Source organism: Thermoplasmata archaeon (assembly GCA_036395115.1).
Classification (GTDB): Archaea; Thermoplasmatota; Thermoplasmata; order RBG-16-68-12; family RBG-16-68-12; genus RBG-16-68-12.
Genome location: DASWDU010000050.1, coordinates 1 through 19,501, shown reverse-complemented (window position 1 = coordinate 19,501; position 19,501 = coordinate 1). Strand labels below are relative to the sequence as shown.

At 66.9% G+C, this 19,501-nt stretch carries 18 protein-coding genes; 10 read left to right on the top strand and 8 right to left on the bottom strand.

The window, feature by feature from the left end:
• Positions 1–31: 31 nt before the first annotated feature.
• Both VF992_12305 and VF992_12300 read right to left on the bottom strand, forming a co-directional pair.
• Positions 32–1,183 (bottom strand): NAD(P)/FAD-dependent oxidoreductase, encoded by a 1,152-nt coding sequence (locus VF992_12305; protein HEX9341932.1) that lies wholly within the window; start codon positions 1,181–1,183, stop codon positions 32–34.
• On the bottom strand, positions 1,180–1,746 hold the full coding sequence (locus VF992_12300) for a MarR family transcriptional regulator (GenBank protein ID HEX9341931.1): 567 nt from the start codon (positions 1,744–1,746) through the stop codon (positions 1,180–1,182). Before VF992_12300 ends, VF992_12305 begins: the two co-directional genes overlap by 4 nt.
• A gap of 177 nt (positions 1,747–1,923) precedes the next feature.
• Here VF992_12300 and VF992_12295 point away from each other — a divergent pair, with 177 nt between their 5' ends.
• The 7 genes from VF992_12295 (at position 1,924) to VF992_12265 (ending at position 8,321) form a co-directional block, all read left to right on the top strand.
• Positions 1,924–2,826, top strand: coding sequence for a tetrahydrofolate dehydrogenase/cyclohydrolase catalytic domain-containing protein (locus VF992_12295; protein HEX9341930.1), 903 nt, complete (start codon positions 1,924–1,926; stop codon positions 2,824–2,826).
• Positions 2,827–2,915: 89 nt separating this feature from the next.
• Positions 2,916–4,238 carry a phosphoribosylamine--glycine ligase gene (gene purD / locus VF992_12290; GenBank protein ID HEX9341929.1) on the top strand — a complete coding sequence of 441 codons (1,323 nt, stop codon included), beginning with the start codon at positions 2,916–2,918 and terminating at the stop codon, positions 4,236–4,238.
• A 407-nt stretch (positions 4,239–4,645) separates the two neighbouring features.
• On the top strand, positions 4,646–5,263 hold the full coding sequence (locus VF992_12285; protein ID HEX9341928.1) for a translin family protein: 618 nt from the start codon (positions 4,646–4,648) through the stop codon (positions 5,261–5,263).
• Positions 5,264–5,389: 126 nt separating this feature from the next.
• Positions 5,390–6,280: an ATPase domain-containing protein gene (locus tag VF992_12280; protein HEX9341927.1), complete on the top strand. Its 891-nt coding sequence runs from the start codon at positions 5,390–5,392 to the stop codon at positions 6,278–6,280.
• Positions 6,281–7,069: a hypothetical protein gene (locus VF992_12275; protein HEX9341926.1), complete on the top strand. Its 789-nt coding sequence runs from the start codon at positions 6,281–6,283 to the stop codon at positions 7,067–7,069. It begins immediately after the preceding gene.
• A 21-nt stretch (positions 7,070–7,090) separates the two neighbouring features.
• Positions 7,091–7,711 carry a hypothetical protein gene (locus tag VF992_12270; protein HEX9341925.1) on the top strand — a complete coding sequence of 207 codons (621 nt, stop codon included), beginning with the start codon at positions 7,091–7,093 and terminating at the stop codon, positions 7,709–7,711.
• Position 7,712: 1 nt separating this feature from the next.
• Entirely contained in the window at positions 7,713–8,321 is a 609-nt protein-coding gene (locus tag VF992_12265) for a hypothetical protein (GenBank protein HEX9341924.1), read from the top strand.
• Here VF992_12265 and VF992_12260 read toward each other — a convergent pair whose 3' ends face one another.
• Positions 8,322–9,056, bottom strand: coding sequence for a CARDB domain-containing protein (locus tag VF992_12260; GenBank protein HEX9341923.1), 735 nt, complete (start codon positions 9,054–9,056; stop codon positions 8,322–8,324). It abuts the gene before it with no gap.
• A gap of 37 nt (positions 9,057–9,093) precedes the next feature.
• Positions 9,094–15,591: a carboxypeptidase regulatory-like domain-containing protein gene (locus VF992_12255; protein HEX9341922.1), complete on the bottom strand. Its 6,498-nt coding sequence runs from the start codon at positions 15,589–15,591 to the stop codon at positions 9,094–9,096.
• Positions 15,592–15,771: 180 nt separating this feature from the next.
• On the opposite strand from VF992_12255, the gene VF992_12250 reads away from it, so the two are divergent.
• Entirely contained in the window at positions 15,772–15,948 is a 177-nt protein-coding gene (locus VF992_12250) for a methytransferase partner Trm112 (protein HEX9341921.1), read from the top strand.
• 54 nt (positions 15,949–16,002) lie between these two features.
• Here VF992_12250 and VF992_12245 read toward each other — a convergent pair whose 3' ends face one another.
• The 3 genes from VF992_12245 to VF992_12235 all read right to left on the bottom strand — a co-directional run bounded on the left by VF992_12245 (position 16,003) and on the right by VF992_12235 (position 17,840).
• The gene (locus tag VF992_12245) at positions 16,003–16,398 is read right to left on the bottom strand and encodes a hypothetical protein (protein ID HEX9341920.1); all 396 of its coding nucleotides are present in this window, start codon (positions 16,396–16,398) and stop codon (positions 16,003–16,005) included.
• 115 nt (positions 16,399–16,513) lie between these two features.
• Positions 16,514–17,017, bottom strand: a complete 504-nt coding sequence (locus VF992_12240) for a DUF367 family protein (protein ID HEX9341919.1) — start codon at positions 17,015–17,017, stop codon at positions 16,514–16,516.
• Positions 17,018–17,024: 7 nt separating this feature from the next.
• Complete coding sequence (locus VF992_12235; protein ID HEX9341918.1) at positions 17,025–17,840, bottom strand: class I SAM-dependent methyltransferase; 816 nt, start codon at positions 17,838–17,840, stop codon at positions 17,025–17,027.
• 227 nt (positions 17,841–18,067) lie between these two features.
• Between VF992_12235 and VF992_12230 the strand changes: the two genes are divergently transcribed.
• Both VF992_12230 and VF992_12225 read left to right on the top strand, forming a co-directional pair.
• The gene (locus tag VF992_12230; protein ID HEX9341917.1) at positions 18,068–18,541 is read left to right on the top strand and encodes an RDD family protein; all 474 of its coding nucleotides are present in this window, start codon (positions 18,068–18,070) and stop codon (positions 18,539–18,541) included.
• Between the two features lie 55 nt (positions 18,542–18,596).
• Positions 18,597–18,851: a DUF3303 family protein gene (locus tag VF992_12225; GenBank protein HEX9341916.1), complete on the top strand. Its 255-nt coding sequence runs from the start codon at positions 18,597–18,599 to the stop codon at positions 18,849–18,851.
• 26 nt (positions 18,852–18,877) lie between these two features.
• Here VF992_12225 and VF992_12220 read toward each other — a convergent pair whose 3' ends face one another.
• The gene (locus VF992_12220; GenBank protein HEX9341915.1) at positions 18,878–19,051 is read right to left on the bottom strand and encodes a hypothetical protein; all 174 of its coding nucleotides are present in this window, start codon (positions 19,049–19,051) and stop codon (positions 18,878–18,880) included.
• Positions 19,052–19,501 lie beyond the last annotated feature (450 nt).

Here is a 19,501-nt window from a genome sequence, read left to right as displayed (position 1 = left end):
CTTCGGTCGCGCGTCTCGACGGAGGTCGCGTTCACCATCCGTAGCGGTCGCAGAGCTCGAGCGTGCGGATCATCCGGTAGAACTCGCGCACGTGCAAGGTGAGCGAGGGCCTTCGGATCCCGGCCGAGAGCATGTGCTTCCACGTGAGCCCACGCCAATCGAGCCCCGATAGCTCGCCGACGACCGAATTCATCAGCCGGTCGCTCCACCGACGCACCCGATCGATCATCCACCACAGGAGCGGATCGAGGAATGGCGAGGATCGGATCGCGCGGTCGTACGCGAACATCGCGGCGGGGTCTTCCGCCTCCAAGGCCGCAACGGCGATCTCGCCCGCCAGGCGGCCGCTGAAGAGTCCCGGATGGATTCCGGCGCCGTTCATCGGATTCGTGATTCCCGCGGCGTCGCCGACCACCGCGAGCCCCGGCGCGGCGAGCGACGCGAGATCATAGCGGTACGGGATCGTCCCGGCGATCGTCTGCGTCTTACGGTCGACGTCGATTCCGTGGTCGCGACAGAATGCGACCGTCGCCGCGTGCGCGTCGATGGGTCCGCCCGCGCCCACGTTGACGTCGTCGCCTTTCGGGAAGACCCACGCGTACCCGCCCTTGTACCGCTCGGCGATGAACAGCAGGAAATATTCCGGGTCCAGCGGGGCGACGTCCTCGCGCCGGAACCGATACTCGTACGCGAGGATCCTCTCGAGGCTCCGGATCAGGCCGGCGTCCCGCGCCACGAGGCTCGCGGGACCGTCGGCGCCGATGACCGCGCGGGCATCGATCGTCTCGCCGTTCGCCTCGAGCCGCCATCCGCCGTCGTGGGCCGCAAGCCGCGTGACCCGCATCGCGGTCCGCAGGTCCGCGCCATCGTCCACCGCCTCTTCGACGATCCAGCGGTCGAACCGCGCGCGGTCGATCGCGTACCCGGCGAGCCGGGTGATGAAGAACCATTTCCCGTTCGGGGCGACGCACTTCGCCCCCGCGACCCGCTGGGCGATCCACTCCTCGTGCGGCGAGAGGCCGTTCGAGAGCAGGCCGAACTCGCTCACGCCTTCGGCGCACTGCACCGGCTCGCCGACGACCTTGCGTTTCTCGAGGATTACCGTCTCGAAGCCCGCGGCGGCGAGCTGCCGAGCCGCCATTCCGCCGGCCGGTCCCGCGCCTACGACGACCGCGTCGATCACGCGGTGCCCAGGAGGCCATCCACGCTACTTTTGCCTTCCGACGAGGCGCGCCCGGGCAGTCGCTCGATGAGGTCGCGCCCGTGCGGCGTCGGCCGGAACACGTACGGGGGCACGCCGCGGCGCACCGCGGGGCCTCGCTGCTTCGTCACGAGCTGGATCGCCGTCAGGACGCGCAGGCTCTTCCCCGTCGTGTAGTCCGAGAAGCCGAGTTCCTCCGCGATCTCGTTCGCGCTCGCGTCCGGACGGTCTCGGAGGAACCGGAGGATCGTGATCGTCTGGCGGTCCAACGCCTCGGCCGTCTGTTTCTTCTCGGGCCGTGGCTCGAGCTCCAGCCGCTCGTACACGCGCTTGCCTTGCTCCGACGGGCTCACGACGACGTTCAGGAGCGCCGTCTTCTCGATCTCGAGGAGGTGCTTCGCGACGGCGACCGGAGCGATCCCCATCTGGGCGGCCAACTCCGGAATCTTCGAATCGCTGTTCCGGTAGACCTTGTTCTCCACGACGATGGAGAGGACCTCGCGCTGACGTTCCGTCAGGACGCGGGACCAATCGTTGGAGTGCATCCGCCGGCGCCATGGCCGCGACCGGACTTAAGCGTTTTCCTCCATGCGAATGCAAGGGGTCGTTGTCTGACGCTTCTGGAGGTACGATTCTGCGGCGCCAAGGTCAACGGTCGGCAGTGCTGTCGGAGGACGCTCAAGACTATAACCCGCAGGCGGATTCCGCCCCGCGGTGTCGTCGTGGCGGCCGAGATCATCGACGGCAAGAAGATCGCGACGGAGATTCGGGATGACCTCAAGCCCAGGCTCGCCAAGCTCGCCGACGCCGGCAACGTCCCGGGTCTCGCGGCGGTCCTCGTCGGCGAGGACGCCGCGTCGCAGCTGTACGTCAAGATGAAGAGCAAAGCCTCCGAGGAAATGGGGATGGCCCACTGGACCGTCCAGTTGCCCGAGGACGTGTCGGAGGCGCGGCTCCTGCAGGAGATCGGCCGCCTCAACTCCGATCCGAAGGTCCACGGAATCCTCGTGCAGCAGCCCTTGCCCACGCAGATCGCGGTCGAGAAGGCGGTGTCGGCCGTCAGCCCCCTCAAGGACGTGGACTGCTTCCATCCCGTGAACGTCGGCCTCGTCCTGATCGGTCGCCCGCGCTTCGCCCCCGCCACGCCTGCCGGCGTCGTCGAACTCCTGATGCGCAGCGGGAACGATCCGAGCGGCAAGGACGTCGTGATCATCGGACGGAGCAACATCGTCGGGAAACCGCTCGCGGCGCTCCTCATGCAGAAAGGCCCGAAGGCAAACGCGACCGTCACGATCGTGCACAGCGCGACCCGCGACCTCGAGACGCACACGAGGCGCGCGGAGATCCTGGTCTCGGCGATGGGCTCGCCTCGGTACGTGAAAGCGAACATGGTGCGCCCGGGCGCGGTCGTCATCGATGTCGGGATCAACCGCATCGCGGATCCGAACGCGAAAGGCGGAACCCGCACGGTGGGCGATGTCGACTTCGACGCGGTGCGCGCCCTGGCGAAGGCGATTTCCCCGGTGCCCGGAGGCGTGGGCCCGATGACAATCGCGATGCTCCTGTCGAACACCGTGTCGGCCGCGGAACTCGCGGCGAAAGCCGGCGCTTCCGATGCAACGTAGCGGATAGGACGCCGTCTAGGTCCGCGCCCCTTCATCCTCCGTTCGCGAAACTAGAAATCCCGGCGGCCGTTTTCTCTGTGGTCGTCGCCATGAGAGTCCTGGTGGTCGGTGGAGGCGGCCGCGAGCACGCAATCGTCGAGGCGCTCCGGCGATCCGACGCGGAGATCCTCGCGGCGACGTCGAGCCAGAATCCGGGGATCCGCCGCGCCTCGAAGGAGATGCTGATCGGCGAGGTCACGGCGGTCGACCGCATCGCGTCGTGGGCGAAGGGCCAAGGCGCGGACCTGGCGGTCGTCGGTCCGGAGATCCCTCTCGAGAACGGAATCGCGGACGCTCTGGAGGCTGCCGGGGTTCCGACGGTGGGCCCGTCTCGCGGGGCGTCGCAGCTTGAGACGAACAAGGAATTCACCCGCGAGCTGATGCGTGAGCGTCGGATCCCAGGGCTTCCGCAATTCTGGGCGTTCGACCAGATGAGCGGCTTCGAGGAGTTCGTCAACGACTCCGATTTCGAGTTCGTGATCAAGCCTCTCGGCCTCACGGGCGGAAAGGGCGTGCGGGTCTGGGGCGATCACTTCTCCACGAAGGCCGAGGCGCTCGCGTACGGTCGCGAGATTCTCGAGAAGAAAATCGGCGGGACCGCGCGGTTCCTCGTCGAGGAGAAACTCGTCGGCGAAGAGTTCTCCCTCCAGGCGTTCTGCGACGGCCGCTCGTTGGTGCCGATGCCGTTGGCGCAGGATCACAAGCGCGCCTATGAAGGGGACAAGGGGCCGAACACCGGCGGGATGGGGTCGTACAGCGAGGCCGACCATCTGCTTCCGTTCGTCACGCGAGACGAGTACGAGCGGGCGCTCGAAACGATGACGAAGACCGTCGATGCGATGTTCGCCCGCGACACGCCGTTCAAAGGGATCCTGTACGGCGGATTCATGGCGACGCGCGATGGGCCGAAGCTCCTCGAGTACAACGTCCGCTTCGCCGATCCGGAATCGATGAACGTCCTGCCGATCCTCGAGGGCGACTTCCTCGACGTGTGCGTGCGCCTCACCGGCGGGAACCTTCCGACGAACGTGAAGTTCTCCCGCAAGGCGACGGTATGCAAGTACGTCGTGCCGATGGGCTACGGCTCCCACCCGAAGGCCGGCGAGCAGCTCAAGGTCGACGAAGAGAGCATCCGCCGCACGGGGGCGAAACTCTACTACGCGAGCGTCGACGAGAAAGGCGGCCATCTGTACACGACGACATCGCGGTCTCTCGCTGTCGTCGGCATCGCCCCGGACCTGGAGGCGGCCGAGTCGGTTTCGGAGGAGGCCCTCGCGTTCGTCGCGGGCAGCTTCTACGCCCGCCGGGACATCGGCAAGCCGGATGTCGTCGCCGAAAAGGTCGAGCGGATGCGGAAGATCCGCGACGGGTGACGAGACGCTTCCCAACTGGCCACGAGCCCTCGGCAACCCAAACGCTCGACGCTTTGGTCAACATGTTAGTCCAAAGCACCGGAGGCTTGCGGAGGTTTCGGCAGCGATTGGGCGGGGGAACTCCTTCCCGTTTGGACTAACTTGTTAGTCCAGAACTCGGCCGATGGCGATCGGAGGCGCTCGTCGACACGTACGAGCGGAGCGGCTATCTGAAGGAAGACGTGAACGGCCTCCTCGCCCTCCGTTGGCGCTCCTATACGGAGGTCGACGTCAAGCAATTGGTCGCGCGCATCCTCGCGGTCCCCGGGCTGCGTCAGACGGAAATCCGTCCGAAGAGTCGACCGAGGAATGAGCCCGCCATCGCACGGGGCCAACCCTCATATAACGGGTCGGGCCATGGGCGCGGCGTGAAGAACCTCGACGACGTGATTTCGAACATCGAATCGCGCCTCGACGAGAAGGACGAGGTCCGCGAACTCACGATCAAATCGTCCCGCACGATCGCGCGACTGAGCGGCAGCGTGATCCAGGGCATGCATCGCGGTCAGGATGTCTCGGCGGTGCTCACCGAGGCCCGCGACGAGGTCCTCAAGTTGAAGAGCCTCCTCCACGACCACCCGGACCTGTACCACACGGGCATCGTCGAGAACGCGATGCAGGAGGCGTGCGAGGCGTTCCTCGTCCATGCGATCCTCGAAGCGGAACCGTTGCCGAGCCCGAAGGAGCTCGGCGTGACGGACACTGCGTACCTGCTCGGCCTTGGCGACGTCGTCGGCGAGTTGCGGCGGTTCGCGCTCGAGCACCTGCGCCGCGGGGACGTCAAGCTCGCGTCGTCGTTCTTAGAGAAGATGGAACGGATCCTCGACGCTCTCATGCGGTTCGACTATCCGACCGCGCTCGTTGCCCTGAAGAGGAAGCAGGACGTCGCGCGAAGCCTGATTGAGAAGACGCGCGGTGAGGTCGCTGTCGCCGCGCGAAGCCAGGATCTCGCGGAGAAACTCGACGCGGTCCGCGAGAAGCTCTGACCCTTCGTTATCAGGGTCGATTCCGGAGTCGGAATTCACTTAAAAGCCCGCAGGCATCGAATCGCGCATTCCACCCAGCGAGGCCCTCGCCTCCCTCTGGAGGGCGAGCCTCGAGAGGGGACCACCATGGCCGATGTACAGAAAGTGCCGAGCGGGATCCCGGGACTCGACGACCTGATCGAAGGCGGATTCTGGCCGAAGTCGACCGTCGTCATCCTGGGGTCGAGCGGGACGGGCAAGTCCACATTCGCGATCCAGTTCCTCATGGAAGGCATCGAGCAGGGTGAGCAGGCCTTGTATGTGACGCTCGAAGAGCCGCCCGAGCAGATCATGCGCGAGGCGGACCTGATGGGCTTCGACATGCGCAAGTACTACGAGAAATCGCTCTTCTTCATCCACCTCAAAGGCCGCAATTTCAAGAAGATGATTGAGGAGCAGCTGCCGCAGCTCGTGAAGGCGCGGGCGGACTACAACATCGCCACGCGCGTCGTGATTGACCCGATGACGCCGGTGATCTGGGCGACGGCGGAGCGACTCGAGCAGCGCGAGCTGATCGGCAAGCTGTTCTACACGCTCAAGGAACTCGGCGTCGTGCTGTGCACGGTCGAGGAGCACGCGAAGCCGGGCGAGACGATCGGGGAGGACGTCCTCCTGCCGATCTACCTGTCCGACGGCGCGATCCACCTCGAGTATTACCCGATCGGCGGGGCGTTCAACCGCACGCTCAAGCTCTTGAAGATGCGGGGCTCCCATCACGGCGAGGGCGTCTATCCCTACCTGTTCGCGCGCGGGGTCGGCATCGTCGTCCGCGCGAGTCCCACGCCGATCCCCGAGGAGCTGACGCGATCGCACGCGAAGACCTTCGACGAGGCCCTCAGGACGGCCGAGGGGATGAAGGCGCCCGCGCGCGTCGTCGAGCGGATCAAGAAGATGCAGAAGAGCTGGGACTACGATTACTCGCCCGAGGAAGCCCTGCAGATCCTCTTCAATTCGTACGGGCTCAAGCGGGGCGGCTAGATGCCCTACGCCGGCACGGTCGACAAGACGATGGGGGCCGAGACGGCCGGTCATCTGAAGCACCTCCTTGAGACGGAACTCAAGCGGGCGCGCGAGGAGAACGATCTCAACATCGCGATGTTCCTCGGCGTCGACGGCCGGATCTTCTCGTCCTCGATCCCGAACCAGCTGGATCCGCGGCAGTATCGGCTCCTGAACCTGCTCAAGGGGAACCTGGCCCACATCTGCAACCAGCTCGGCGGCCAGAACATGATGATGTCCGTCCAGCAGTTCGAGGCCGGGACGATCATCATCTCCGGCGTCGGCGACCGGGCGTTCCTCGTCTTCCTGACGGCGAAGCCGGTCGAGATCACGAAGATGCAGGGCGTCCTCGCGAACGTCGTCAAGACCTCGATTGTCGTGCGACACCTGTTCGAGTCGAAGCCGATCACGCCCGCCGTCCTCGCGACGTACGACGAGGCCGTCGCGCTCGAGCTGAAGCGGCTCACGCGCATCCTCTTCGTCGAGAAATTCGGGGAGACGAAGGAGTTCAAGAAGAACAAGGAAATCGCGCAGCATCTCCAGGCGAGGCTGGGCGCGCTCGTCGGCCCCGGCCCGCTCCAGGAGATCGTGACGATGGCGTACAACGAGGTCGGCACGACGGCGCCCTACATGACGGCGGCGCACTGGGACCAATTCGTGTCGATCGTGACCGAGAAGGTGCGCGACCTGCGCGGCGACACCGTCACGGCGAAGGCGGAGAAGGAGTGGCGGGCGTACCTGAAGCAGGTCCTCACCTCGTTCGTGTGATCCCATGATCGGTGTCCGCCCATGATCGATGTCGCGCTCGCGTCCCTGATCGAAGACATGATCGAGAAGGCCGGCGCCGACGGCGTCGTCGAGTTCTGGCAGCGGGTCGGGGACAATCTCGCGAGCCGGATGGGCAAGGAGGCGTACCTCGGGTGGACCTCCTTCAACGTCGCGGTGCGCGAGGGCCGGACGGCCTTCAGCATCGAGGGCGAGGTCACGCCCCTCACGGACATGGCCATCACCGATGTCGACGGGGACGTCGTCGGCTACCTGTACGCGATGCGGCAGTGCTGCTACGTCCCGACGATCTTCCGCACGCGCTTCGCCGTCGGCCGGATGAGCCCCGCGGATCGCATCGTGACGGAGGAGTACAACGAGAACGTCCACAACATCGCGGTATGCAACTTCTGCGTCTTCCACGAGCGATTCCGCGAGGAGATCGCGAAGAACGTCACCGTCTCGGGGAACTCCCTCGCGTGCTACCTCCTCGCCACCCGCGGTTGGAGCGGAGCAGCGAAGATCTCCCCGAAGAACGTCTCGCAGGTGAACATCAACGAGGACCACGTCCGCGCCTTGCTCCGGAACTACGAGTGCGTGTACGCCCTCGTGCTGCGCGGCGCGCGGATCAAAGGTGACCGCTAGCATGCCGGAATCCCGGATCCCCGACAGCAACCCGTTCGTCGAGATCGCGACGCATCTGTTCCTCGAGGACATCGCCGCAAAGGTCGGCGTCGGGGGCCTGCACAACTACCTCCTCTCGCTCGCGAGGAACCTCGCGAACTCGATGCCGAAGGAGGAGTACGGCACGTGGCCCGAGTTCCTATCCGCGCTGACGACGGGCCAGTCGATCCTCTCGACGTTCGAGGAGGTCCTGCCGGTCACCGAGCATTGCATGTCGACCTTGCGTTCGCCCTTCGAGCGCGGATGGCGGGAGTACGCGAAGCGCGTCGGGGAGTTCGCGCCGGTCCACCGCGAGGTCGCGCGGTTCTACAACCACAAGGTGCAGCCGACCGCGGTCACGTCCGTGCACGTCGTGCTCCACACGTTCCGAGAGGCGGCCGCGGCGCGCGTCCGGGTGGCCGACCGCGGCGTGCGGTACCAGCCCGTCGCCACGGCATGGGTCGACGGCGAGGCGCAGGTGCCCGAAGAGGCGAAGCTCGAACCGCTCTTGAAGCGCGCGGGGATCACCCGCACGAAGCTCGGGATGTTGCTGCGGAACCGTTCCGACGTGTGGCTGCTCGAGTCGGCCTGATTAGGGGCGCCCGCGTCGGCGCACCGCGACGGTCGCAATCAGGACGGGCAGGAACACCGCGATCCCGATGAGGACCGTCCAGCCGGTCCCGAGGCCGGGCGTCGTCCGATAGAACAGGTCGGAAGCAAAGGCCTCGCCGCGGGACGAATCGATGATGCCGTTCCCGTCGAGATCCGCCTCGATCCGCACGCGATGGGCGCCGGGCTGGAGCCCGATCGGGAGGTAGTTGAACGACGCGGTCGCCTGCGCATGCGAGTCGATCCTCGCGATCTTCCGCGAACCCACGAGGGCGTCGTCCACGAAGAAGCGCGCCGTCAGGTTGACGGCTGCGGTCGTCCCGTCGTTCCGGAACGTTGCCGACAGGAGAATCGGCGTGATGACGATAATCGACTTCTCGACGCTCGTGTTCTCGGACGTCGTCCCGACCTGCGCGCCCACGCTCACGACGAGCCTCACGTCGGTGTCCCGCGGCGGCGCGGTGATGTTCAGCCGGAAGGACGTCGTGTTCCGCGTCTCCGTCGTCGGGTTCGAACTGGACGGGACCGCGCCCGCCGCATCGGGGCCTGTGACGTACCAGCGGGCGGTGTACGTCACCTCGCCCGTCGGCCCGCCGGAGATCGTCAGGTTGTACGCCGCCCGTTGGCTCGGGGCGAGGGACGAAGGACCCGTGAGGTTGACGACGAGCGGCAACTGGGCGGTGGCCGAAGGGACCGCGAGGGCGAAGACCGCCAGCAAGACTGCGGCCCCCAGGATCGCCGTGCGCGCGGCCAGTTCACCGCCTCCGGGTGAGGAACAGGCCCACCCCGACCGCGGCCGCGCCCGCGACGAGGGCCGCGACGAGTTGCATGTTGAGCGGCACCTCGTGGGCGATGTCCGGCCCACCCTCCGTGACGGCCCCGGCGGCAAGGGCCGGCAGCTGGAGCGTGAAGAACCCCGTCGAAGCGACGGCCATCGAGTCCTGCGCGGAGGCGCGCACGATGGCGGTCGCACCGCTCGCGCCGCCGGACGACTGCGACTGGAGGCGCACCTTCGTCGTCGAGTTCGCCGGGACGGTGACGTCGGACAAGCGGATGTCGTTCGCGGGCCCGCCGACCGTCCCGAGCCGGGCGGTCCAACCGCCCGCCGCGAGGTCATCGGGGTTCGTGATCTCCACGTCGATCGTCTCGTCGGCGTTCCCGGAATTCTTGATCGTAAGCGTGTAGTTCAGGAAGCGGCCGTCGAACACGCCGGAGTTCGGATCGAGGGTGAGGGAGAGGCCGCGCGTCCGGACGATGTCGACTTGGACGTCGACGGTGCCTTGGGTCGTCCCGTCCGTCGTCGAGGTCGCGACGAGGGTGATCGTGCCGTGGTCCACGAGGGCGTCCGACGGACTCGTGAGCGTCACGCTGACGGCCGCGCTCGTGCCGGAGGCCCCGAAGTTCAGGGAGACCGTCGAGGGCGCGAAAGCGAATTGCCAGTCGGCGGGGCGGCCGGAGAGCGACCAGGTGTCCGCGACGTTGCCCGTGTTCCGCACGACGATCGTGTACGTCGCCGACGAACCGGCGGCGATCGCCTGCCGCTGAGACGCGTCCCACGACACGACGACGGACCGAGAGACGACCTTTTCGAGGGCGAGGTTCGCGACGGTGTCCAACTGCAGCGCGACGGACGTCGTGGCTAGGTACGTGACGGAGATCCCGTTCTCCGTGGCCGCCTTCGTCGCCGTGATCGTGTAGACGCCCGTGGGCAGGACGGTCGAGTACGATCCGCTCCCGTCCGACGTCAGCTCGAGTGTCGCCGTCGACTGGATTTCAATGGACGCAGACGTCCGCGCTCCCCGCGGGTCCGTCGTCACGCCGAAAAGGGCGAACCCGCTCGCCAGGGCGATGTCGCGGACGGACTCGGAGGCATGGGGGACGGTGATCTGGAAGAACGACACGGCGCTCCCGAGGGCACGAGACGCATACACGTCGTACGTGCCCGGCGCGAGCCCCACCGAATAGGAGCCGTTTGAGCCGGACGAGGCGGTGGCGGTGATCGCGCCCCCTCCCCGGGCGTTGAACGTCACGGTCGCGTCGACACCGAATCCGCCGAAGCTCACGGTCCCCGAGACGGTCGTGTTGTCGAAGCTCCGCGAGACGGCTATGTCGAACGAGATTTCCGCGACCCCGGGTGCGACCGCGAGGCCGCCCGTGAAGGCGTACGCGTAGAAGCGCGGCACGCCCGCCTCGGTCGCGGAGTTCGTCCCGGTCAGCGTGACGGTGTAGTTGCCGGGGACGAGGTACGCGGTGTACGCGCCGGAGGAGTCGGTCGAGACGTTCACGAGGCCGCCCTCCGCCCGCGCGAAGGAGACGGGCATCGGCCCGACGACGCCCGCGCCGTTGAAGAGGGCGTGGCCCGCGACGCGCGTCGCCTTGACGAGCGCGAACGTCAGGTTCGTCGCCGGCACCGTCGCGGTCGAGATGAATGCATACACCTCCGGGACGATTTGCTTGGTCCCGTAGACGGCGTAGGAGCCCGGCACGAGGTAGACCTCGAACCCTGCCGTCGTCGCCTCGGCGGTTCGGTGCTCCGGTCCGTCGAACGACAGCGACGCGGACTGTGGGGCGCCGGACAAGGTGACGTTCCCCGTCACTCGGGTGCGGACGACAATCGCGATGTCGACGCCGAGGGCCGCCTGGCCGACGGACACGTCGATGCCGTTCGATTCCTCGTTCTGGTACCTCGAGTCGCGCGTCGTCGAGACGTTCTCGTCCACGACGAGGTCGTACGTCCCCGGGACGACCCGGAAGCCGTAGCCGCCGTTCGAGTCGGTGACGGCCGTCTGCGCGACCGCGCCTTCGCCGATGGCGACCGCGCGGACCGTGACGGGTCGATTCAGGAGCGGGGCGCCGCCGAGCAGGACGCTCCCTCGGACGTCGACGGAGGTCGGGACGAGGGCAATCGGCAAGAGGGTTCGGAGGCCCGCTGGCGAGGAGGTCGGGATCGCGCGCGTCTCGAACCCGAGGGCGGACACGGAGCCCTGGTACGTGTGGTTCCCGAACAGGGGGACGAAGAACCCGCCCGTTGCGTTCGTCGTCAGGGCGATGTGCGCCCCAGCGTCGTCCGTCAGGGCGATGTGCGCGCCGGCGACCGCCTCGCCCGGATCGAGCGCGGCGTTTCCGTTCACGTCGCGGTAGACGGACCCGCGGACCGCCTCGGAGGCGTTCACCAGGCGGATGTCGACCGTCCGGCTGCCGGTCAAGGCGACGGACCTGAACGACGCCGCGGCCGCGGTGAACGCCTCGACGTCGTACGTGCCCGTGGGCAGGAAGGCGAGGTAGCCGCCACTCGCGCTCGTCGTGAGCCACCGCTGGCCCGCCCCGTTCGTGAACGCGACGGAGGCTTGCGGGTTCCGGATGGCGGGATTCGGGTCGAAGACGGTGCCGCCGACCCGGACGCCCTGGACGAACATCGCATCGAAGGCGGTCGTGGCGCCGGCGGCGACGAGGACGCGACCCAACGACGCGTAGAGCGTCGTGCCCTGGTACAACCGTCCGGAGACGAACCACTCCCCGGCCGGGAGGCGGATCGAGTACCGGGCGGACGCGTCGGACGTCGCCGTGCGGACCGTCGAGGGGTCCGTCGCGGCCTGGAAGTCGAGGCTGGCGAACGGCTGGTCCGTCCCGAAGAGGGTCGTGCTGCCCGCGACGGTGCCCGACGGCCGGAGCGTCAGGTTCAGGAAGAAGTCGGAGTTCTGCGCCCGCACGCGCGCGGGGTTCGAGGCAATGTCGCCGGACGCCGCCGTGACGGTGTAGTTCCCCGCCATGAGCGGCCGGATCAGGTACGACCCTTCGCGATCCGCCGTGAACCGGAGGGTGGTCCCGTTCGTCGCGTCGACGGCCTCGAGCGACGCGCCCGCGACGGGGCCGCCGAGGCTCGAGCTCGCGGTTCCCCGCACGTTCGCGTACGGCACGGCGACGTTCGCCGTCACGTCCGACGTCCCGATCGTGCCGTCGGCGGCGCGGACCGTATGTCTATTCGCCTGCACCGTCACGGCGTACGTGCCCGCCGGCATCGGCGACACCGTGAACGAGCCATCCGGCCGGCTCGTGGCGGTCCGCGCGTACGGGAACTCCTTGTCCGTGAAGGTGAGGGTCGCGCCCGGCAGGACCGCGTCGCCCGCTTGGAAGGCGCCGTTCCGGTCCAGGTCGAAGAAGAGCGTGCCGCTCTCCGAGTGCGCGGGGACGTGCAGGTCCCGGGTCATGATCCAGTCCGGGATGCCGTCGCCGTCGGAGTCCGAAGGCACGCGCATCGCCTGGTCTTCCGACACGGGGAGCGTGGCCGCCGCAAGGGTGCGCGTCCCGATCAGGCTCGTCGACCGCCGTCCAACGGACGCCGTGATCGTGACGTTGCCGAAGGGCACGAGCGCACTGTAGCGCCCGCCCGCATCCGTCGTCGTCCAGTAGTGCGGCGTCCCGAGCTCGTCCGTCACGGTGATGTTGACGCGCGCGAGGGGCACGCCATCCGCCGACACGGTCCCGTTGACCCAGGCGCCGTCGTAGTACCGCAGGAACACGACGCCGTTCGCCACGGTGCTCAGCGTGCTCAGGTCGACGGTCCCTTTCATCTTCCCCGCTTGGATGTCCGCCTGCTTCTTCTGGGCGTCGACGTAGTTCATCGCCTGCCAGGCGTCCGTGTGGTTCGCGACGTCCGGGAACGGGTTGAAGTACGACGTACGGTAGACGACGCGCCAGTGGGTCAGGTTCCACGCGGGCTCCGGTGGGAACCCCTGCATTCCGGGATCGAACCCGGGGATCGTCGGGTTGTTGGGGAAGCCGATCTCCGGGGGGGAATACCCGACGTACGCGCGGTAAAACATCGAATTGTAGAACGCCGGCTGGTACGCGATCCGCTGGCTCGTGATCTGGTCCCCGGGCTGCACGAACTGGATCTGGACGTTCGACGCCCGGGTCGTGTTCACGAAGATCTGGAAGAACTCGGCCGGGAGGACGCGGCCGTCCGGGAGCTGGATGACCCGGTGGTCCGCCAGCTTGACCGGGGCGTAGAAGATGCCCGTGTTCTGCGCGCTGATCGGGAACAGGCGCGAGTCGACCGCGAAGTAGCCGATGTCCCGATCCGTCGCGTCCCGGAGCGCGTGGTACAGGTCGACCATGCGTTCCTCGCCCATTCGTGCGGTGAGGAGGTGTGTCAGGACGATGTACTGCGCGTTGAACGGGTGCATGTTCGAATCCCAGACGCCGTACGTCAGGGGGTCCGCGAGGACGAGCGCCACGTACTGGTCCGGGTGGCGCAGGACGCCGGCGAACGCGTCTGCCGAGATGCCGTACGCCGACAAGGCGTCCCGGACCTCCGGGCCGATCGTGCGGCCGTGCGCCCAGTAGTCACCCTCGACGAGCCGGACCGCGAGCAGCGCAATCCCTTGCGTCTCGTTCTGGGCGGTGAGGAACTGGCCGGCGAGCGCGTAGCCGTTCTGGAAGTTGTCCGCGACCGTCGGATGGGCGCCCCGGTCGACCGCCTCGAAGCCGTAGTCCCACCACGACAGGTAGGCGGGCCGCAGCTCGGGCGGTTCGCCCGCGTCTTGCGTCCGAAACCAGGTCCACGCCGCGGGATAGTAGTCCGTGACCTTGGGCAAGGTGTACCCGAACGCCCCGAAGTAGAACGGGCTCGTGCTGCTCGGATTGTAGCCTGGGGCGCGCAGGAACGACGGCAGCGTGGAGGCGACCTGGCGGTCGTACTGCGTCTTCAGTTCGAACGGGATCGCCGCGTCGAGGCCGAACCAGACGTTCGGCACGAGGACGAGGAACACGATGCCGAAGGCCGCGAGGATGTGCCGCACTTTCAGGGACTTCCGGACCGCGTTGCGCCAGCTCCCCTCCGCGAGCGAGCGGTACGTGCGCCGCATGGTCGCGAAGTCCGCCCGGACGAGGACCAGGTCGATCGCATACCCCGCCGCGATCGCGAAGGCGGGCGATGCGTTGAAGATGAACCGCGCCGCCGTGATGGCCATGAAGGCCGCGACGACGGTCCAAATCACCGCGATCCGGTACGCGGGGTCGCGCCGCCGCGGGATCTGCCACAACATGTACGCGATCGCGACGAGGCTCATGCCGAACGTGAAGAGGCCGAAGCTCAGGATCAGCTGGGACATCCCGGGCGCCTGGTCCTCTGCGATCGTCGTGACGAGCTTCGACTGGATGAAGTAGCCCGCGCCCGTGACGAACGCGCTCGCGAGGGTCGGGTTCACGACGACGGCGACCGCGAGCCCGACGCCGCCGGCGATCAGGGTGCTCGGAATCACGAGCGTCCACGGGTAGTCGCGCGTCACGGTGAAGGCGAGGCCGAGGACCATCGCTGCGAGGAAGAGGTACGCGGGGACGTCGAACCAGACGCGGATGTTGTTCCGTACGTAGTACCATTGGAACGCGAGGGCGATGGGCGTCGCGAGGGCGATCACGAACAGGATCCAGGCGCCCATCGGGTCTTCGTTGCGGAAGCGGTCCACGAACATCTCCGCGGCGAACCAGACGAGCAAGATCACGCTGACGTACGCCCAGCCTTGCCACGCCAGGGCGATGACGGTGACGCAGAGGCCCGCCAAGAGCGCGTACAGGACGCTCGTCCGATTCTCCCGGAAGAACCCGCCCACCCCGGCGGAAATCGACTCTCGCCGGAACCAGTTCTCGACCCAGCGGCGGCCTTTCATCGTCTTGAGGGCGCGCAGGAAGAAGTAGAACGTCGTGACGACGAAGAATAGGGTGAAGGCGTCGTGGTCCGCGTCGGTCGCATTGCTCCGCTGGAGGTGGCCCACGCTAACCGCGAGCAGCAACGCCGCGATGATTCCGGCCTTCCGGCCGAACGCCTCCTTGCCGAGCGCGTACGTCGGGAAGACCGTCAAGGCGCCAAACAGGCCCGTGGACAGGAGGAAGACGAATTCCACCGCGTTCCAGGCGCTCGGGAAGAGGGGCGAGAGCGTCCGCCCGACGAGCAACGAGAACCACGGGAAGAGCGGCGGCCTCGGGTTCTGGAAACAGACCGGGAAGTTCGTCATGCAGTCCTTCCCGAGGTCCTTCCCGGTCTGGAACGAATAGCAGAGGGCGCGGTCCCAATAGTATGAGTCCGACCCGCCGGAGACCTCGATGAGGGTGTTCGCGTCGCACGTGCTCGGAGCGCCCGCGAAGGCGAGGCCGTACACGAAGTACACGCGGACGAAGAGGGCCAGGCCGAGGATCAGCACGAGGATGGCAGCCGTCCGCCACGGGGCGCGGAGCCATCCTTTCCCTTCGTCCACGACGCGATAACCCTCCGGGAGGTTGCGCCCATGAGGGAGCCCCTATTTATCCGTTCTCGGGAATCCGCGGAGGGCGCGAGGTCCTCCAGAAGGGAGGGCGTCGCAAGAGGCTTTTGGCGCAGCCCTCGAACGGCTTGGGACCGCGATGGGCTTAAGCCGCGGGCCGCAATTCCACGCTCGATGAAGCGGGACCTCATGGAGATCCTGTGCTGCCCCGTTTGCAAGGGCGACTTGGAACTCACGGTGAAGACGGAGAAAGAGGAGATCCTCGAAGGGTCCTTGTTCTGCAAGAACTGCAACCACCGCTACGAGATCACGGACGGCATTCCGGATCTGCTGCCGCCGGACTTCAAATGACCCTGCGTTCGCGGTGGATTCGTCGTCAGCGGTCCCCGATGAGGATCGGTTCGGTCACGACGATCTTCGAGGCGTCCGAACAGTATCCGGTGGTCCAGTACATCGTATGCGGACCTGCGGTGACGGGAGCGTCGATGGTTCCGTTGAACCGGGTCCACGCATATTCGAGGGGCAGAATAGCAGGGGAGGGGGCCAAGGCTTCTCCACGGTCCCGTTCAAGACCACGAGGCCGATCCATCCGTACCCATCGAACGCGGTCCACGCTCCGACCACGTGCGCGCCCGCCGCGGAAACCGTGAAGTGCAGGACCCACGTCCGGGCCTCGGTCTCGGAGAAGACCCTCTCGGCGGGGACGAGGAGCGCCGCGTGGACGGAGAGGGCGTAGGCTCCTGCGACGACCACGACGAATACCGGGACCACCACGGAGAGGGCACGATCCTCGGCCTTCATTTCGAACGGATCAGACCGCAACCCGGGATGATGAAACCTTGGCGGTCGTTCGGGGATGTCCTGATTTGGGCCTGGCCGGCCTCGCGTCGGCGGACGAAACCTCCGAACTCTAGGGCTAGACGAATTCGGCCTGCGCGGCGACAATCTGCGCGCTGTCTCTCGCGCGCGCGTACGCGTCGAGGGGCTCGCGATTCAAGGTGAGGAACTGATTTCCCCACGTGAACTTCGAGAGGATCGCACGCGCTTCCGGCTCTCGTCCGAAGATTACGAGGGCCGCGGCGAGCGCTTCGACCGACGACAGGACGAACGGCTTTCCGTAGTTCACTGGATTCGCCGCGAGGAGATAGGGGAGCGCCCGCGGCGTGGCGTGCGGGACCGTCGGGAAGGTCCCCCGCTTCCACGAGACGTCGATCACCGCGAGGCCGTGCCGCTCCGCGCGCGGCGCGTCGGCGGGCGACAGGGCCCGTTCCGCCTTCGGGGTGAGCAACACGGCTCCGCGGGGCAACGAGGAGGGTCGCGGGACGAACGTCATCAGGCCAAGCCGCTCGAGGCGGCGTGAGGTGCATTTCTTCGGATCGCACTGGCCCGCGTGGTACGCAACGAGTCGGATTGCGGACATCCCATCCTCACGCTCTCTCGAACTCCGCGTACAGTTGTAGGCCCATCGGCAGGGGTCGGGTCCCAAGGACCGCGAGCCGTCGCGAGAGGCGGCGGGGGACCGCGTTCATCACGCGGTCGGGGAGAGGGATGCGGTACGCGAAGCGCCGGACGACCCGCAAGCCGGTCCGAGCCCCGAGCGACCGGAGTTCCGAGAGCGTGAATCCCTCCCTTCGATGCTCGTCCGGATGGCTTGGCGTCGTCGCGTGCGACGGGTCGTGGAGGAGTTCCGGATGGAGGGCTCCGTGCGTCAGCGGACCAGCCAGGTTGCGCACGACGGAGTCCGGAAGAAACCGCAAGAGTCGGTACGGGAGCGCCTCGGCATTGGGTGTCGTCATGAAGAAGCGGCCTCCGGGTCGCAGGACCCGGTGGACTTCACCGAGCAGGCGGACCGGTTCGTCGAGGTGTTCCAGGACCTCCGTCGCCACGACCGCCTCGAACGTCTCGTCCCGGAAAGGCAGGCCCCTCTCCGCGTTCGCGAGGAGGACGTGGAGGGTCGCCGGCCTCTCGCGGCCTCGCTTCCGGGCCTGAACCGCGGAGGTGCGGAGAGGGAGGATGTCCATCGCGACCAGGTCGAACCCCGCGGCCTCCGAGAGGGTCAGGGAGAGGGCGCCATTCCCGCATCCGATGTCGAGGACCCGCGCTGGGACGTGTTCGCGGAAGCTCGTAATCTGGGTCGCTAGGAGGCGCTGGCGGGACAGGTACTCCCAGCGGATGTAGTCGGCCGGTTGCACGAGGTCCGCGAGGATCCCTTCGATGCGAACCACCATCGCCGAAGGCTCCACCGAAATGGCCCAAGCGGAGGGCCGGAGATATAGGTGTCGTCGTCTCGGGATCCGACACAAAACCTTTCAGCGACGGAGGCCTTGTTCGGCCGCCACCGTGATGATCGAAAAACGCTGACCTGTGATGAATGATGGGCGATCTGAGTGGCCGTGTTTGTCAACACGGGCACGTCGTGCGGACGGATTCTTTTTCTAGCAAGACGCCGTTCGAATCGCGGGATGCACTCATGGTGAGCGGATTCGACCTCGTCGGCCACAATCGGACATTCCAGATCCACTGGGTGAAGCGCGTCGTCGCGTTCTTCCTCGATCTCGCGACGGTGTTCGCGCCGCTCTGGTCGCTCCTGTACTTGGGAGGCATCCGGCAGACGTGGGTCTACGGCGTCCTCGGGGGCTTCTGCCTCTATGCCTACTCGACCGCCATGGAGGCCGCCACCCGGTGCACGATCGGCAAGTTCATCCTCGGCCTCGAGGTCCGCTCGCTCCGCGGGCCGATGACCCTCGGGAAAGCCGCCATCCGGAACTTCCCGAAGCTGTTTTGGTTCGCCTTCCCGCTGCTCGACACGCTCGCGGGCCTCGTCGTCGACGGAGACCCGCGGCAGCGGTGGTCCGACAAGATCCTCGGCACGACGGTGGCCCAGTCCCACCTGATCCATGTCCGCACACATCGCGTGGACGGAGCCGAGACGGACGGGCCGTAGCGGCCCGCGGCACGGTTATATAGCGTCTTCCGGATGATGGCGGCCGCGTGAGGCCATGCTCTTCGTGACGCAGCTCCGAGTCCTCCCCGGCCAGTGGGAGGATGCGACCCGGCTCTTCAAGCACCCGAAACTCCCGAACAACGTCATGGTGCACGAGTTCCTCGGCCTCCTGGGGAAGCCGGACGCAATCGTGATTTTCGAGGCGCCCGACGCCTCCACGGCAGCGGACTTCATGGTGCAGTTCAGCCGCTTCACCGACGCGACGACGTCACTCGCGCTGCCCATCGAAGAGTTCAAGTGGACGTGGTGAGGGTCCCAGGCGCGGAACCGGAGCCGTCAGCGCAGGAACCACTGCCAGATGAAGGCGACCGCGACGATGGCGATGGCCAGCACCTCCCACCATCCGACGCCTGCCAGTTCCCTCTCGGCCTTCGAGTCGATCGATCCGGCCATCGCGATCCTGCGGACGGCACCGTGTTCGTCGTACATGGTCGCCTCCTCTCGCTGCACGGTCCACGATGGGAGTCGCTCGGGGATATCGATTCCGTGGGAATGCCGCCGGAAAGCGGGAAAAGCGCCGGGTCGCCTTGGAGGGAGAGGGTCAGCGGCACCGGCGCATCATTGGAATGGACCCTTCGGCGTCAAGATGCAACCCAGGGGCCGACCGTATAAACGGGTTATTGTACACCCGTGAAATTCCTGCGGAGCAAACCCTCACGTGCCGCGACGTACGGGGCGGGCGCCGATGTACGGCCAATCCCGAATTCCGATTGCGAGAAAGCAAGGAAGAGAGGGCCGCCACGGCCCTCGTTCGTACGACTACGCGATCGTCCACGCCCGGGTTTGGATCTGGCCGCCATCGCTCCAGAGCAGGTAGAACGTATAGCTACCCGACGTCAGGGCGACGTTGTTGCCCGTCACGCGGAACTGGTCGCCTTCATTGATGGTGTTCCCACCACC

Coding starts and splice junctions, on each gene's coding strand:
- VF992_12300 (HEX9341931.1), bottom strand. CDS start 1,746: ATGCACTCCAACGATTGGTCCCGCGTCCTGACGGAACGTCAGCGCGAG.
- purD (HEX9341929.1), top strand. CDS start 2,916: ATGAGAGTCCTGGTGGTCGGTGGAGGCGGCCGCGAGCACGCAATCGTC.
- VF992_12280 (HEX9341927.1), top strand. CDS start 5,390: ATGGCCGATGTACAGAAAGTGCCGAGCGGGATCCCGGGACTCGACGAC.
- VF992_12275 (HEX9341926.1), top strand. CDS start 6,281: ATGCCCTACGCCGGCACGGTCGACAAGACGATGGGGGCCGAGACGGCC.
- VF992_12270 (HEX9341925.1), top strand. CDS start 7,091: ATGATCGATGTCGCGCTCGCGTCCCTGATCGAAGACATGATCGAGAAG.
- VF992_12265 (HEX9341924.1), top strand. CDS start 7,713: ATGCCGGAATCCCGGATCCCCGACAGCAACCCGTTCGTCGAGATCGCG.
- VF992_12250 (HEX9341921.1), top strand. CDS start 15,772: ATGAAGCGGGACCTCATGGAGATCCTGTGCTGCCCCGTTTGCAAGGGC.
- VF992_12245 (HEX9341920.1), bottom strand. CDS start 16,398: ATGAAGGCCGAGGATCGTGCCCTCTCCGTGGTGGTCCCGGTATTCGTC.
- VF992_12240 (HEX9341919.1), bottom strand. CDS start 17,017: ATGTCCGCAATCCGACTCGTTGCGTACCACGCGGGCCAGTGCGATCCG.
- VF992_12230 (HEX9341917.1), top strand. CDS start 18,068: ATGGTGAGCGGATTCGACCTCGTCGGCCACAATCGGACATTCCAGATC.
- VF992_12225 (HEX9341916.1), top strand. CDS start 18,597: ATGCTCTTCGTGACGCAGCTCCGAGTCCTCCCCGGCCAGTGGGAGGAT.